This window comes from Pseudarthrobacter oxydans (assembly GCF_013314975.1).
Lineage (GTDB): Bacteria > Actinomycetota > Actinomycetes > Actinomycetales > Micrococcaceae > Arthrobacter > Arthrobacter oxydans.
The window spans coordinates 1-14,127 of sequence record NZ_JABTYH010000015.1 but is presented as its reverse complement, the minus strand read 5'-3'; the positions used below and the strand labels follow the sequence as shown (position 1 = coordinate 14,127).

The 14,127-nt window shown below is 63.4% G+C and carries 10 protein-coding genes; 5 read left to right on the top strand and 5 right to left on the bottom strand.

The annotated features are described in order from the left end of the window. The first annotated feature begins 325 nt into the window (after positions 1 to 325). From HTS88_RS11530 to HTS88_RS11520, 3 genes are read left to right on the top strand one after another with little or no spacing between them, the layout of a single operon-like run. Positions 326 to 2,137 (top strand): nucleoside/nucleotide kinase family protein, encoded by a 1,812-nt coding sequence (locus tag HTS88_RS11530; RefSeq protein ID WP_174178478.1) that lies wholly within the window; start codon positions 326 to 328, stop codon positions 2,135 to 2,137. After that, positions 2,134 to 3,159 carry a phosphotransferase gene (locus HTS88_RS11525; RefSeq protein ID WP_174178476.1) on the top strand — a complete coding sequence of 342 codons (1,026 nt, stop codon included), beginning with the start codon at positions 2,134 to 2,136 and terminating at the stop codon, positions 3,157 to 3,159. Before HTS88_RS11530 ends, HTS88_RS11525 begins: the two co-directional genes overlap by 4 nt. A 48-nt stretch (positions 3,160 to 3,207) precedes the next feature. Beyond that, positions 3,208 to 4,683, top strand: a complete 1,476-nt coding sequence (locus HTS88_RS11520; RefSeq protein ID WP_174178474.1) for an O-antigen ligase family protein — start codon at positions 3,208 to 3,210, stop codon at positions 4,681 to 4,683. Positions 4,684 to 4,975: 292 nt separating this feature from the next. On the opposite strand, the gene HTS88_RS11515 is transcribed toward HTS88_RS11520, so the two are convergent. Continuing rightward, entirely contained in the window at positions 4,976 to 6,445 is a 1,470-nt protein-coding gene (locus HTS88_RS11515) for a lipopolysaccharide biosynthesis protein (protein ID WP_174178472.1), read from the bottom strand. 361 nt (positions 6,446 to 6,806) lie between these two features. On the opposite strand from HTS88_RS11515, the gene HTS88_RS11510 reads away from it, so the two are divergent. Both HTS88_RS11510 and HTS88_RS11505 read left to right on the top strand, forming a co-directional pair. Then, on the top strand, positions 6,807 to 7,880 hold the full coding sequence (locus HTS88_RS11510) for a glycosyltransferase family 4 protein (protein ID WP_174178470.1): 1,074 nt from the start codon (positions 6,807 to 6,809) through the stop codon (positions 7,878 to 7,880). A gap of 243 nt (positions 7,881 to 8,123) precedes the next feature. Beyond that, positions 8,124 to 9,398 carry a hypothetical protein gene (locus tag HTS88_RS11505; RefSeq protein WP_174178468.1) on the top strand — a complete coding sequence of 425 codons (1,275 nt, stop codon included), beginning with the start codon at positions 8,124 to 8,126 and terminating at the stop codon, positions 9,396 to 9,398. Positions 9,399 to 9,468: 70 nt separating this feature from the next. On the opposite strand, the gene HTS88_RS11500 is transcribed toward HTS88_RS11505, so the two are convergent. From HTS88_RS11500 to HTS88_RS11485, 4 genes are all read right to left on the bottom strand, one after another. After that, positions 9,469 to 9,810: a YciI family protein gene (locus tag HTS88_RS11500; RefSeq protein WP_174178466.1), complete on the bottom strand. Its 342-nt coding sequence runs from the start codon at positions 9,808 to 9,810 to the stop codon at positions 9,469 to 9,471. 28 nt (positions 9,811 to 9,838) lie between these two features. Next, on the bottom strand, positions 9,839 to 10,654 hold the full coding sequence (locus tag HTS88_RS11495; RefSeq protein ID WP_174178464.1) for a glycosyltransferase: 816 nt from the start codon (positions 10,652 to 10,654) through the stop codon (positions 9,839 to 9,841). A gap of 272 nt (positions 10,655 to 10,926) precedes the next feature. Next, a complete protein-coding gene (locus HTS88_RS11490; protein WP_174178462.1) occupies positions 10,927 to 12,060 on the bottom strand; it encodes a glycosyltransferase in 1,134 nt (377 codons plus the stop codon). Between the two features lie 92 nt (positions 12,061 to 12,152). Then, complete coding sequence (locus HTS88_RS11485; RefSeq protein ID WP_174178460.1) at positions 12,153 to 13,724, bottom strand: tyrosine-protein kinase domain-containing protein; 1,572 nt, start codon at positions 13,722 to 13,724, stop codon at positions 12,153 to 12,155. Positions 13,725 to 14,127: the final 403 nt, after the last annotated feature.

Sequence of the window (14,127 nt, the reverse complement as noted above, 5' to 3'; positions counted from 1 at the left end):
CTGCTACCTATTCCCGCTGCAGGCGGCAGCAACATGCCCTTTACCTACGTAGTTCAGGGGGCACGGGCCCAAAAATGTGAGTACCCACTACTCGTGCCACCCCATTAGGTAGGGGGTAGGCTCTCGGGACTGCCATCGGATCAGCGGTGCCCTGCCGGCGTGCAGGGGGCGGGGCACCTAGATTCCAAACTATCAAGAAGTGGTGAGCGAATTGTCGAATTCCCCCCAACTTCCGGTTTCCTATTCTGAGTCGGAATTTGCCAGCAAATATCCACACGGCAATAATGCAGGCGTCATTCTAAAGGTTAATTCGGCGCTGATTACGGTGTTCCGGGAACTCGACAACTCCGGGCTGCCATGGGCTCTGCTGAGGGGCGAGGACGACCTGGTGCGGCCGGCGGGCGATGTTGACCTGCTTGTTTCCGCTGAGCTGGTGCCCGGCCTGGACCGCCATCTTGCCAGTGCAGGGTTCCGGCGCGTGGCAGCGCTGGGCCACGGGAGCCACCGCTTCTACTTCCGCTACCTCGCCGAAGAGGATCTCTGGATCAAACTGGACGTGGTCTCGGACATCAGTTTTGGGAAGTTCCAGGAGCTCGGGACCGCCCTGGCCGCTGGCTGCCTTCGGCGGCGCGTGGCCCTGGGGCCGTTGTGGCTGCCGGAAATCCAGGACCAGGCCTGGCTCCACATCCTGCATTTGGTGCTCGACAAGGGTGAAATTACTCCCGCCAAAGCCCCGGCGGCCCGGTCCGCAGCTGCCGTGGCGACTGTCGAAAACCCCATCGCCCTGTTCCTGGACCGGAAATTCGGGACCGGAACAGCGGGAAAGCTGCTCAACCTGCTGCGGTCCGAAAATTTCGAGGACGTCCCTGCCGCCGCGGCTGGCCTGAAAAGCCGATGGACCGGCACCAGGGTTCCGCCGTGGCTTACGAGCTCTGGCAACAGGGCGCTGCGGCGGGTGGGCCCCAGGCTCAAGGGCCGCGGGCCCGTGGCAGGAGTGCTGGCCCCCGACGGGGCAGGCAAGACCACCCTGCTCCACGGCCTCCGTTCCAGCTGTCCCCTGCCTTCTGCCTACGTCTACATGGGACTGTGGTCCAGCAGTCCCGTGGACAGGTGGCTCCAAAAGATCCGCGGCGGGTTCCTGGTCAGGAAGGTATTCCGCATCTTGCGCGCCGGACTTGCCGCCCGGTACTACTCCCTCCGGGGCAGGGTGGTGCTGATGGACCGCCTCGCCTTCGATGTCCTGCTCCCCGGCTCGAAGGCGGACAGCCGCCTGGCTGCGTTGACGGACGCGCTGGCCCTCCGGTTCCAGCCACACCCTGACCTCGTCCTGGTCCTTGACGTCCCCGGCGAGGTCATGTTTGCCAGGAAGGGTGAACATACTCCCCAGAAACTGGAGGAATGGCGAAAGGCCTATCTGGAGCTGGCCGAGGAAATTCCCTCAGCGCACGTCCTGGACGCCAGCCAGTCAGAGTCCCAGGTCCGCGCAAAGGCCAGCGGGCTCTTGTGGAAGGTCGCGGCGCCCAAAGGAGTGGACGGGCACGCCGGCACGGAATCGCTACCCCTGCATCTGTGGACGCTGCTTGATTGGCGCTTCCTGCTTCCCGTAAGCCAACCGGAGAAGCTCGGCTATGGGGGCGGGCTGAGCAACGACGCGGTGGCGGCGATCAGCCTGCTGGACCCGTCCGCCCGCCGTATCCAGGCATCTCCCGCGCCCGCCCCGGCGAACGACTTCGACGTCGCCCTGCTCTCCGAACCGGACGCGCCCCTGTTTGCCAGCGCTGCCGCGTCACTCCGGCCGGGCGGCTGGATCTGCCTGCAGGTCAGGCGCTCATTGGGTACCCGTCCGGGCCCGCACACCCTCGCAGGCTGGAAGCGGGCGCTGGAGAGGTCAGGCTTCGATGACGTGGCGGTCTACTGGCATGTGCCGACACTCGAACGGCCGGCACGCTTTGTCCCCACGGCATCGAGGACCGCGGTCCAGGATACCCTCGCGCATTATTCGGGCGTACGCTTTGGAAAAGCCAAGGCTGCGATCGGGAGGCTTGCGTTGAACCTGGGCCTGTTCAACGTGGCCGCCGCAGAAGGAACCGTGGTGGGCCGACGGGCGCCGGAGCCCGGGCGGCAGGAGTTGCCGTGAAATACATTGACCAGATCCTCCGCGATAACTACCGGACGCTCGAGCTTAGGAAGTTCGGACTCACCGGCCAATGGGACACACTTCTGCTGACGCCGCAGTTTGTCACGTCGCGGCACGTGGTGGCCCTCATTTTTTCCACAGACGCCCAGGTTCCCCGGCTCGTGGTCAAGATCCCCCGCCAGCCCGGAGACAACGAAAGCGTGCGCAAGGAAGCCGATGTCCTGCTCCAGCTCAAGTCGTTGGGAGTCGGCTCCGAAGAGGGTGCGCCGGAGGTTGTGGGAGTACTGGACGTCGGGGGGCAGACGGTGCTCATTGAGACTGCCGTGGTGGGCAGCCTGCTGGAGCCCCACCTCGTTGTGCAGGACTTTCCCCGAGCCTTGGACGCAGGCCTGAACTTCGTCGCTGCGCTGCCCTGCACCAGGCCGGTACGGGAAAACGCCGACTGGTACCAGCGGACCATCGCCGGCCCCTTGGACGAACTCGCATCCTTGCTGCCGGCTGACACGGAAGTGGCCCGGCTGATCGAGCGCACCCACGAGGTGCTGGCGCCAATGCGCGCGGAGCAGCTTCCGGCAGTTGTGGAACACGGAGACCTCAGCTACCAGAATCTCTTCCTGCAGCCCAACGGCCGGCTCCAGGTGGTGGACTGGGAACGCTCGCGCCTTGATGGCCTGCCCGCCCATGACCTGATTTTCTACCTGCAGTACATCGGCCAGTCCCAGGAAGATGCGTTGTCCTCCCGCCGGCTCCAGCTCCGGGCCTTCGAGAATGCCTTCAGTCCCGGTGGATGGGCCTTGAAACCCCTGGCGCAACACCTGCGGCTGCGAAGTGTGGAACCGGAACTGCTTCCCTACCTGGTCATCGCAACATGGGCTCGTTCAGCAGCCACCATGACTTACCGCCTGGCAGGCCAGGCCGTACATGAAGGGGATACCGGCCATGTCCAGGCCGCAGTGACAGCTGACCGCGACTTCTGGCTCTGGCGCCATGCGGTCACCGACTGGGCAGCGGTTCCTGCCTAGGTACGATCAGCCGCTGATTGGCTGCACGCTCGACAGTATGGGGAGAAGATGTACACCAAGAAAACGGCCTCCGAGTTCTCGCCCAGGGTCGACATCGTCCCCTTCCTGCTGTTCGGCGGCGGGCTGGTACTCATCACCGTCGCCGCCAGCCTCGGCTCCATCGCCATTCTTGCCGCAGTGGCGGCAGTGGTCTTTTTTTCTGTCACCGCGCAATTGATTCACCGGCTGGCTGAGCGAAAGGCCGAAATTTCGTTCTTCCTCATCATCCCGACGATCATGTCAGCGACGCAGAACGTCTATCTGACCACTGTCGCCGATGCCATGGACAGCGGACGGCTCCAGTTTGCCATCATCCTGAATTTCCTCTTCTCGGTTGCCCTGTATCTGGTTTTGATCTCGGCAAAAAAGCCGGCTCCGGAAGGGAAGGCCCTTCGGAAGCTGATCAAGGCAGTGACAACCTGCCTGGCCATCCTTGTTCTCTACGGTGCTGCAACCGTTGTGTTGTTCCAACATGACCTGGCAGCAGCAGCCGCCTCCTCAAGGAACATCGTGGCTCCTTTCCTGTTCCTCCTTATCGGCCTGCATGCCAGCGCCTGGGCCAAGCATGCCGTATACCTCCGCTACCTGGTGATGCTGGGCTTCGTGGCGATTGTCTTCGGCTTCATTGAAGCGAACACCCCTGATTTCTGGCAGACACTCAACCTCCGGGACCTGTGGGAGAAGAAGGGAATTTCTGTCCAGCAGGACTCCGGCCTGCCCAAGAACTTCTTTGCTTCGGAGCAGGTGGTTCCGGGCGAGTTCCTCAGGCGCATGGCGGGCCCCTTCGCGGACCCGGTTAATTTCGGAACCTTCCTCTTCGCCGTGTTCATGGCGGCTTGGTATCTCCGCGGGCTGCTCTGCCAGATCGCAACGGTGGCGGCGATGGTTTTGGCCGTCAGCAAGGGTGCACTCCTTGGCCTGATCGTGTTCCTGGCATTCTGGACCCGCTTCTACGCATCCAGAACCAGCCACATCATTGCGCTGTTGCTGCTGGCTGCCGGGGCCTACAACTTCTATTTGTTTACTGTTTCCAGTTCAACGGGCAGTACTGCGGCACACATTGACGGGTTCACCGCTGCCTTTGTGGAGTTCCCGCATCATCCACTCGGGCGTGGACTGGGCAGTTCCGGAGTCCTCGCTGGTCTTTTTTCGGAAGGGTCCGAGTCCACGTCTGCTGTGACGGAGAGCGGACTGGGCATGGTCATCGGTCAACTCGGAATAGTCGGACTTGCCGTGTACCTGGTGTTTTTTGTCCAGCTGTCCAAACACGTCCTACGAATCAAAGACCTCCGCGATAGGACGTTGGCGGCAGGCCTCCTGGGCGGGTTCCTCTTGAATGCCGCCTTTAATGAAGTAGCGCTCAGTCCCAACTCTGCGGCACCCTACTTCATCATTCTCGGCCTGGTCATCGGCTCGGACCTTGCGGCGCAACAGGAGCCGGACGCCGTGCCTGCTGTCCCTACAAGGGAGGCATCCCCCTTGTAGGGACCTGCTTTGTAAGGGACCTGCTTTGTAAGGGACGTGGGTCGGAAGGGCACCTCCGGTCCAAGCAGGACCTGGCGGGTCAGGCTGCCTTCCTGGCCGGGACCCGCCGTCGCGCTTTGCCGCTCGTCGACACCGGCAGCGACATCTGACGCCCCGGCTCTAGGTACCTGCCCGCCTGCCGCCGTCTCCGCCGTGGTGATGCCGGCGGCAGGTGATCGTCGACACCGGCCTGCCCGGACACGCCGGCCCGGGCCGCATCCCCGCCTGCGCGGGGACGATTGCCCGAGCCCTCCTATTCAGCCGGGGCGTCCTGCCGGCGGCGAACGAGGTGCAGCAGCTCATGGTGCAGGGTTGGGAATCCCCACCGGAGGACGCCGTACACGGCGGCTATGGCAGTCACAAATACCAGAGCCGCTGTCAGTGGAGCCCCCAAGTAGGGTTGCAGGAACATGATGGTTCCGGCCGCCGCCACGGCAATGCTGCAGGCGAAGGCCGGCAAAACAGCGCGCAGCATTGCTTTTGGTCCGATGTGGATCACTTTGGCAGCCACCGTCTGCATTCCGATGGCGAAAAGAAGTGCTGTAGCCATCTGGGCGCACGCAACGGCGATGATCCCCCATTGGGCAGCCACCAGCAGGACCGGCACCAGCACTGCCAACCGAATGAGTGAGAACGTGATCGAAATGCCGGGCCGGCCGATGGCCTTGTAGACGTCGTTCGCGCCCGCTCCCAGGGAGCGTGCTGCCGCATACAGGGCCAGGAAGACAAGCGGAATGACCGACTCGGACCATTGGCCGCCAAAGACCAGGGGGACGAGAATCGGCGCCAGTACCGCCAGGCCCACCCCCGCCGTCATGCCGTACAGGGACTGCACACGGACACCCTTCAGGTAGCCGTCCCGCAGCCGTTCCGGCTGGTGCTGCACCTGGGTGTAAAGCGGGAACAGGACCGTGGAGAGCACAAAGAAGACGTTGATGATCAGGGCTTCGGGCAGCCTGAAGGCCAGCGTGTAATAACCAAGGGCCTGGGCGCCAAGGATCACGCCGATGATCACATAGTCGATGTCGAAGATCAGCCGTGCCAGGAGATTGCTGCCTGCCACGGGAACGCCGAATTTGAGGTTTGCCCGGAGGGCGTCTTTGGCCACGCGCCAGATCTGCCAGGGAGCGCCCTTGCGGACAAGCCACCAGCACGTGGCTGCGTACGCAACCGCCCCTGCCGCGGTGCCCGCCGCGAGCGAGAAGGCACCGTACCCTGCGAAGGCGAGGACCAGGCTCAGTACTCCCGTGACGAGCGCCCGGACAATCGGGGCAACCGCCAGCCGCCTGAACAGAAGGTCGCGTCGCAGCAGGGCTTCTGGAACCGCACCCAGCGACGTTGCCAGGACTGCGATGGACAGCACCTGTACCAGGGGGCCCACGTCCGGCAGCTGGAAAAGCCCGGCGATCCATGGCGCCGAGAAGAACGTCAGGAGGGCCAGGGATGAACCAAGAACCACTGAAACCAGCAGCGCCGAGCGGGCCGCGACGCCGGAGGCAGGCAGATAGACCAGGGCCTGAGCGACGCCGGCATCGGCAACGGTCTCGACGTAGGCCATGAGGACCAGTGCCGCGGCCACGAGGCCATACTGTTCAGGCGACAGGAGGCGTGCCAGCACGATCGTCGTTATGAGGACGATCGCCTTCCCGCCCACCAGGGCAAGCCCCTGCCACACCGCGCCCCGGAAACCGACACGGGCAAGTCCACCAGCAACGTTCGTCATGGGTTGGAGCCTTCCTGTGGCCTCTTTGCAGAAGTTTACTGTCTGGGTGCGGACCGGTGGGAGGAATTCACCGTAATTGAGCAGTTATTGAGCTAAATATTGTTTCCGGGCATCGGGAGACCGGTCTTCCGGCGATCCGGGTGGACGGAAGGGGGAAAACGAATTGTTTGCTCAATTTTCCGGTTTGTCCCCTGGGTGCTGGTGCATACTGTAGTGAAGGCCGGACGCATCCTTAGTGATAATTTCCAAGGTCCATGCCGAATAGTTTTTCGTCCCTTTGGTGCAAAAGCGGAGTAACGTGGCTAATTCAGACGCAGTGCCTGTATCTAATGCTTCTCCAATTCCCGCCACACTCATTCTGGTGGCACCCCGTATAAGTTCGGGTGGAGTCGGCGACTATGCGGAAGAGTTCATCGCCGCGGCTGTGCCCAACTTTTCGGCATTCCGCGAAATCAGGACTGCGGGACCGGGCAACGTACGGCTCCTTGACGTGTTCCGTGACCGGCGCAGGCTCTCCGTGGCCGTGAAGGAATCACTCGCCGCCGGCCGGGTGGTGGTTCACTTCGAGTTGTCAGCGGCGTCGCTGGGTCCCTTTTGGCTTCTGGCAGGCCGCTCGCGGGACGTCGCCACAACGGCCACCGTGCATGACCCCCCGCTGGCCGCGTGGTGGCCTTTCCGCTTCAAGTGGGTGGCCCGGAGCAAGCTGCTGCACCACGGCATCCATCTCCCGCTGCGCCCTGTCAGTGCCCGGCTGGAACGGTGGCTGTTGCGGGACACCACCCTGTTTGCGCTCAGTGAAGCCGGCGCGGCAGCGCTTCGGCAAACTTTTCCCGCTTGCCGGGTGCTCAGCACCTGGCACTTCGTGCCGCCCAGGCCTGCCCTGAAGCCTGCTTCCCAGCGTCCTCTGGCGGTAGGACTCTACGGCCACGCCTCCAAAGGCAAAGGCTTCGACAGGCTGGTCGAGCTTCGTCGCGAACTCCCGCCGGACGTCGAAATCCGCGTGGCCGGCAGGGGAACCGAACAGCTGCCACCGATCCCCGGAGTCACCATCCTGGGAGCGGTCGAGGGGCGGCAGGAGGACGCCTTCTTTGAATCCGTGAGGGCCATCCTCCTGCCCTATGACAAGACGAGCCGCTTTTACGGCAATATCCTGCCTGCCTCCGGAGTGGCCTCAAGGGCCTTCGCCTACCGCACCCCCGTGATCGGATTCGACTCCGGAACGCTGGGGGAAGCATCCAAGGCCGGCGGGCTGATCGTGGTTCCCGCCTCCGTCCGGGAACTGGCAGAGGCTGCCCACAGGACCATCACCGATTCGACCGAGCTGGAACGCCTCGACCGCCAGATAACGGCGCTGCAGACCGGGCGGACTGTCGCGTTGGCTGCCGCGCCGTACCTGGCCTGCTGGAGAGAGGCGGTCATCGGGGGAGGTTCATGACGCACAGCCGGTTGTGGGTATCCACATACTCGCGGCCTGGCACTTGTTGGGAGATGCTGGTCGGCCTAGCGTGAGGAACGACGGATTCCGTCACACGCGATGCTTGCGATACTGCGGGTATTGAAACCTGTCCGGATGATTCCGGGGCTTGACCCTGCATTGCAGCGATTCTGGAGGCGTTGCAGCAATCTCGAGAGGGACGACCAACTCGTGCTACTGCCTTTCGTTGTTACCGCTTCCGCCGTGATCAGTCTGGTACTGATCCTTGGGCGCTCCTACCATGTACTGATCCTGCTGGTCATTGCGGCCGGCTGGTCGCAGGCGCCGCTCATCACCCTCACCAGGTCTGATGCCTTCCAGTACCTGGATGACGTGCCTGCGGCGGTTCTTGTTGCAGCCGCCGTTATCAGGGCCTTCAGCTCCCAGGACAAGCGCCTGCACAAGGCGCTTGGGATGATGCTGCTGCTGGTCATCCTGGTGGGTATCGGATTCATCCGATCACCGGATGCGGACATCGGCATTGCCCAGGCGCGACAGGTACTCATGCCGCTTGGCCTGGTGTTCGCCGGTTTCGTCTACCGGGACGACATCAAATGGCGGAAGATCAGCGCCTACCTGCTGCTGTTAGCCGGGTTGACCGTGGCTTGGGCCCTGGCTGAGGAAGTCATGCAGGCGCCCCTCCTTGACCCGTCCTGGTACCACGTCAACGTTGTGGGCGGGAACCCCCGCAGTATGCGCATGGGTTTGCCGCCGGCTTACTTCGCGGACGGAGTGTCCAACGGTGACCTCACCTTCCGTCCTGGCGGTCCCTTCATGAACCCTCCCGTCATGGGCTTCCTGCTTGGGCTCGGTGCCTTTGCTGCCGTCGCAAGGCTCAGGAGTTTCGCGCGGCTTGCAATGCTTGCTGCCATCGGCGCCACCCTGTTCTTTGCATATGCCCGGGCAGGCATATTGATTTTCCTTGTGGTCACCGTGATCTACTTCATCTGGACCAAGGTGGGGAAGTACGCGGGCATTCTTGTAGGCCTCGGCCTTGGGGGGTACTTGTTCAGCACCTTCATTGAACAGGGCAACACCGCCAGCCATTCGGATGGCCTGTTGTCCGGTTTCATGCTTGGCCTGCAGTCGCCGGCAGGCCTGGGCTTCGGCACAACCGGCTACCAGGCCGCGCTTGAAGGCGCATCCACTGGTGTGGGCAGTGAGAGCCTGCTGGGGCTGTATTTCGCGTGGATCGGCTGGCCCATGATTGCTGCCGCCCTCCTGCTTCTGATCCACCTCGGAAAGCTCCTCCGCCGGGTTCCGCGGACGCAGAGCCTGCCTGTGTGGCTGGCCGTGGGCTTCCTGCTTACTGTCGCTTCTTCGGAGTCCGCCTCCTCCATGGCATCCACCCCCGTCCTCTGGTTGACCGTGGGATCGGTGGTGGCCATGACGGTACCCCTGAGGCCGCAAGTGAGGTCCGTGCCTGCGGTCATGGGTCCGCGCTTCGTGTCCCGGCAGCGGTCGACGTCGCGGCGGTAAGGCTCCGAGGCTGGAGCGCGGCATACCGCTGCACCAGCGTCGGCGGCCCCGCAGTGCAGGGGAGCCTCCGTCAGCTCTCGGGGTCGTACTGGAAATGCCGGACCTCCTGGGGGCAGCGGCAGGCGACGGCGATCTTGGCAGCCCATTCAAAGGCCACTTCCCTGGAGGGCAGCTCGAGGACCGTGTAGCCGCCGTCGGGTACTGCATGGCCTGGGTACGTGCCCTCTGTGACGGTGCCGTCACCGGCCACGCGCATGGGTGCCACGTTCTCATCGATCCCGCCGCCGAAGACGTACACGCCCGCCGCCTTGGCCTCGCCGATGACGGCGTGCGCGGCTTCGACCACCGCCTCGAAGTCCTCGGCGGGGACCACCATGGCGTCACTGGGGAACGAGATCAGGAACTTCGTCATGCGGGTATTCTCCTGCAGGAAGGCCGGGTCAGCCCCTGGCAAATCCTTCGGCCAGCATGCGGCGGCCGAAGGCGCGCCAGCTCTCGGACGCCTCCTCATGAAAGAGTTTGGCCGCGAGGACCGTTTCGGTTCTTCCTTGGCCCATTGCATACTCGATGGCGGCTGCCCACGCCTCGACCTCCTGGCCGGGCACCACGTGGTCCGCCGCGACCAGGAGCCGTGATTGCGGTCCGTACAGTTTCTCAAGGCTCGTCCCGACGCGACCGACAATCGGAACGCCGTGTTCAAGAGCGCGCATGGCTATGCCGCTTTGGTAGAAGCGTTTATACGGGATGACTATGGTGTCGCTGGAGACGATCAGTTCCTCCAGCTCGTCCTCCGGGACGAAGCGGGCATCGACATGCCAACCCTCGACGGGAGGCCAGCCACGGCCCACTATGTCGAGGTCGCATTTCGGGCCAAGCCTGCCGGCCAGTGATTTCAGGAGGTCAATGTCCCGGTCGGCCTTGTACTGGCCCAGCACGCGAACCCGTGGCCTTTTCCCGGACTGCCCGCCAAAGGCGGCGTCCTTGGCTGCTCCGGCCGGGGGAAGCATTGGATGGGGCACCTGCGCCAGGCCCCCGGTGAGTCCGACGGCGTCCATGGCCTGGGCAGCTTCATCGCTGTGTACCACCGTTCCGGGCCGCTTCTTCACCCGTCGAACGAGGCCCGCCACCAGGGGGCTGCTGCCCACGGACCGGACGAGCGGTTGTGGATCGTGGTAAATAACAACCCCTGAGTCGCCGCAAAGGACTTTCATCATCAGGAGGTCCAGGAACCCCAGAACCGGCCACGTGAGGAGCACCCTTTCAGGTGAATTCCTTTTTCGTGTCCGCCGTCCCGCAGCATAAAGCATTGCGGTATATGCGCCGAGCCACTGAAAACGGCTTTTACCGGACTGGGAAGGTTCGGTAATGGAAAACAATTCTGTTTCTATTCCGGCATCGGCTAATTGATGCAAAAGTGCCTCGGTGTAATGGCTTAAGGCCACTCCCAGGGGATTCAAGACCAGTATTCGGGGGGTTCCGCTGCATATTTGTCCGGCTGATTCAGGTGCGCTCGGGCGTAATCCAAAGGTCATTGACGCACCTCGCTGCCGATCTTGGCCGCCTTCTCCCCCAGGACCGCTTCCTGGAGTGTCAGTTCATATCTCCGGCACACATCGTCCCAGTCATAATGGGTGGCTGCGCGGGCCTGGTTTGCTGCCCGGGCCTTCGCCCGCAGATCGTGGTCAGTCAGCATGCGCCGCAATGCGCTCTCGATGGCAAGCGGATCCGGTGCCACCAGGTGCTCATCCGCCCGCAGGACCTCGGCGTTGTATGGCGTCTGCCGGGCAACGACCGGTGCTCCGCAGGCCATCGCCTGGACCAGGGCTGGATTGGTCCCGCCTACGCTGTGGCCGTGGAAATACGCTCCGGCATGATGCCAGAGTGAGAGGAGCTTCTTGTCATCACTGACGTGGCCGAGCCACTGGACGTTGGGATGTTCACCCAGCCGCTGGGCGGCCTCATCCAGCGGCCCGCCATATCCGCTGGATCCCACGATCACCACAGGATGTTGCTCCGCCAGGCGTTCAGCTGCCTGGAAAAACTCAGACACCGTGTTCTCGGGAACAAACCGGGCCACCATGAGCACATAGGATTCCGGTTCGAGGCCAGGAACAACCTCGCTGGGGCTGGCGAGGTTGGCGCCGTAAGGAATGAAGACGCTCTTGCGCCCGAAGTCCCGCTTCCAGCGGCGCTGGATCTCCAGGGAGTCGCTGATCAGGATGGTGCCGTAACGGGCCGTCAGCCGGGCGCCCAGCCGGAAGACGAACTTGGCGAAGCGGTTCCACTTGGCGCGTTCCCACTCGATTCCGTCCACGTTCACCACGGTTGGTATCCCGCGAAGCTTCAGCAGCGGCAGGAAAAAGCCGTTGGCAACGTTCATGACGAGTGCCACCTGGGGCTTGTGCCACAGGGCGTGGAGGACCGAAGACAGCCCGAAGGAGAGGGTGCTCAGCGACTTGCTCTCAAGCCCCACTGTCCTGGTGGTTCGGATGCGGGGGTCGCGTGCCTCGTCGTCGTCCTTGGTTTGGCCTGCCCGGCAGTAGACGTTGACGTCCCAGCCGGCATCGGCGAGGAATGGTGCCAGGCGCCGGACTGCAGTCTCAAAGCCGCCATAGTAACTTGGGTAGCCGCGTGTCCCGATGACGACGACAGACTTGGACATGGGTTCTCCTAGATGAGTGTGTCGGCCCGTGCGCGCGTGACCGGGTTGGCTCGGATAGGGCGCACGTGGCAGCTGCAGGCGGTGGATGGTGCCTAGTAGGAAGTGACGCTCCGCGAAGTCTGTTCCCTGCTGGAACCACGGAATGCAGGGGGGCTTTCGGGCTCAATCACTACGGGTGAGTCGTCCGCGTCGTCCCCGGACGGATCGCTGTCCGCAGATTCAGGATCCGAGGAGTAGTACGAGTAGCCGTCAAACTCCTTTGCCGGCACGCAGTTCAGAAGGGTTCCAAGAACGGCTCCATGCACCTTCCGGATGTTCCCCAGCGACTTTGTCAGCTGGTCCTTGGTTGTCCGGCCAGCCCTGACAACCACAATGGCGCCGTCCGCGATCCTGGCAAGGAGCACGGCATCAGTCACTGGCAGCAGCGGCGGGGCGTCAATGATCACGATGCCCTTTTCGGACAGGGATTCGATCAGCTGCTTCATGGCATGCGAGCCGAGGAGCTCTGTGGGATTGGGCGGGATCCGGCCGGAGCCCAAAATCGACAGGTTGGGCAGATCGCTCCGTTGCTGGAGCACGTCATCTACCTCTGCTTTTCCGGTGAGGACGTCGGTAATGCCAATTCCTGGAATTACGTCGAAGATCTTGGCCATGCTGGGGTGCCGCAGGTCGCCGTCGACAACGATGACCTGTTCCCCTCCGGCCGACATCGCGGAGGCCAGGTTGGCTGCAATAGTTGATTTGCCTTCCCCGCTCACCGAGCTCGTGACGACGATGATCCGGGGCGGGTTGTCGACGTCAAGGAACGTCAGGTTGGTGCGGAGTTCGCGGAGCGCCTCGGCGAAGGCAGGGCTCTGTGCCCGTGAACCGGGCGTGGGAGCGGCTGGGACGCCTCCCAGGACCTTGTTCTCGCCCGTCAGCCGGAGGTCGACCGGGAGGGCGCCGATGACCGGTACGGAGAAGAGATGTTCCACTTCAGCCGCGGAATGCAGGCGGCGGTCCAGGCGGTCGCGAAGGAGTGCGGAAGCGTAGGCCAGGAGGAGGCCCAATGCTGCCCCGTACACAGCTGTCATAGCGACGCCGGGCGAGACGGGTGTGGTTGGCAGGGCTGCTGGATCCAGCGGTACAAGGGAGAGCGGCGGCGTGACTGCCTCGAGGGCCTCGCCCGAAGCGGCAGTGGCGGCTTTCTCCCTTTCCTGGACCTGCTTGCTCAGCTCGACGATCCAGGCGTCCGCAACCTTCTGGGCAATGGTGGGATCCGGCGACTCTGCCGTGATCCGGATTTCAGCAGTGTCGCGGGGCACGGACACGGAGATGGCGCCCAGCAGGGCATCACTGGACATGCTTAGCCCGGTGGACAGGCGTACGTTGTCCGCCACGAGCCGGGATTCAGCCAATGACTTGTAGTTCTTTGCCCTTGCTTTGGCCAGGGTGTCGCCGGCCAGCAGGCTGCTGACGTTGTCGGTTCCCACCGCAATAACAACTGCGCTGGCTTCGGCGGCATAGATGCGGGGGCGGAACGTGCTCCACGCCGTGGCCAGCAGGGTGACGATCAGGGTCACGACCGCAATGTGCTTCCAGTACGTCCTCGCGACGCGGGCGTAGTCCCTCAGTCCCATCCCGGCGGCTGGTACGTCGCTGCCGCTAATATCCTGATTACTCAAGGATCCGATCCCTCCTGCAGGTTGACGTGCTGAATGGGCAGGTGCGACGGAAGGGCCTGGTGCGGCCGGGTCGATTCGAAAGACCTTTTCTTCTGCCATGATTGCCCCTTTTCCGGCGGGTTTCCTGTGTCTCTGTGCCGCTCTGGCGTGTTGCAAAGCTAGTACGGGGCAGGATGCCGCGGTCCGATAAAACAGGGGGCTTGTGGCTGCCCGGGGGTAAGAATGTGGAAATTGCGGTTACCTGCAGCCGGGCCGCCTCACCCTGGCCTAGCTCAGGGTGAGGACGAGTTTGGGTGCGGTGGTGCTGCCGGCTTCTTTGGAGGTGAGGTCCAGGCCGTCGGTGCTGGTGGAGTCCAGGGCGAGGGAGAGTTGTTGGCCGAGGTCGCTGGCCAGGGCGCCGGCA

What these genes read in the sequence shown, in the direction of transcription:
- HTS88_RS11515 (WP_174178472.1), bottom strand. Translation starts at nt 6,445, where the DNA reads ATGACGAACGTTGCTGGTGGACTTGCCCGTGTCGGTTTCCGGGGCGCG.
- HTS88_RS11490 (WP_174178462.1), bottom strand. Translation starts at nt 12,060, where the DNA reads ATGTCCAAGTCTGTCGTCGTCATCGGGACACGCGGCTACCCAAGTTAC.
- HTS88_RS11520 (WP_174178474.1), top strand. Translation starts at nt 3,208, where the DNA reads ATGTACACCAAGAAAACGGCCTCCGAGTTCTCGCCCAGGGTCGACATC.
- HTS88_RS11500 (WP_174178466.1), bottom strand. Translation starts at nt 9,810, where the DNA reads ATGACGAAGTTCCTGATCTCGTTCCCCAGTGACGCCATGGTGGTCCCC.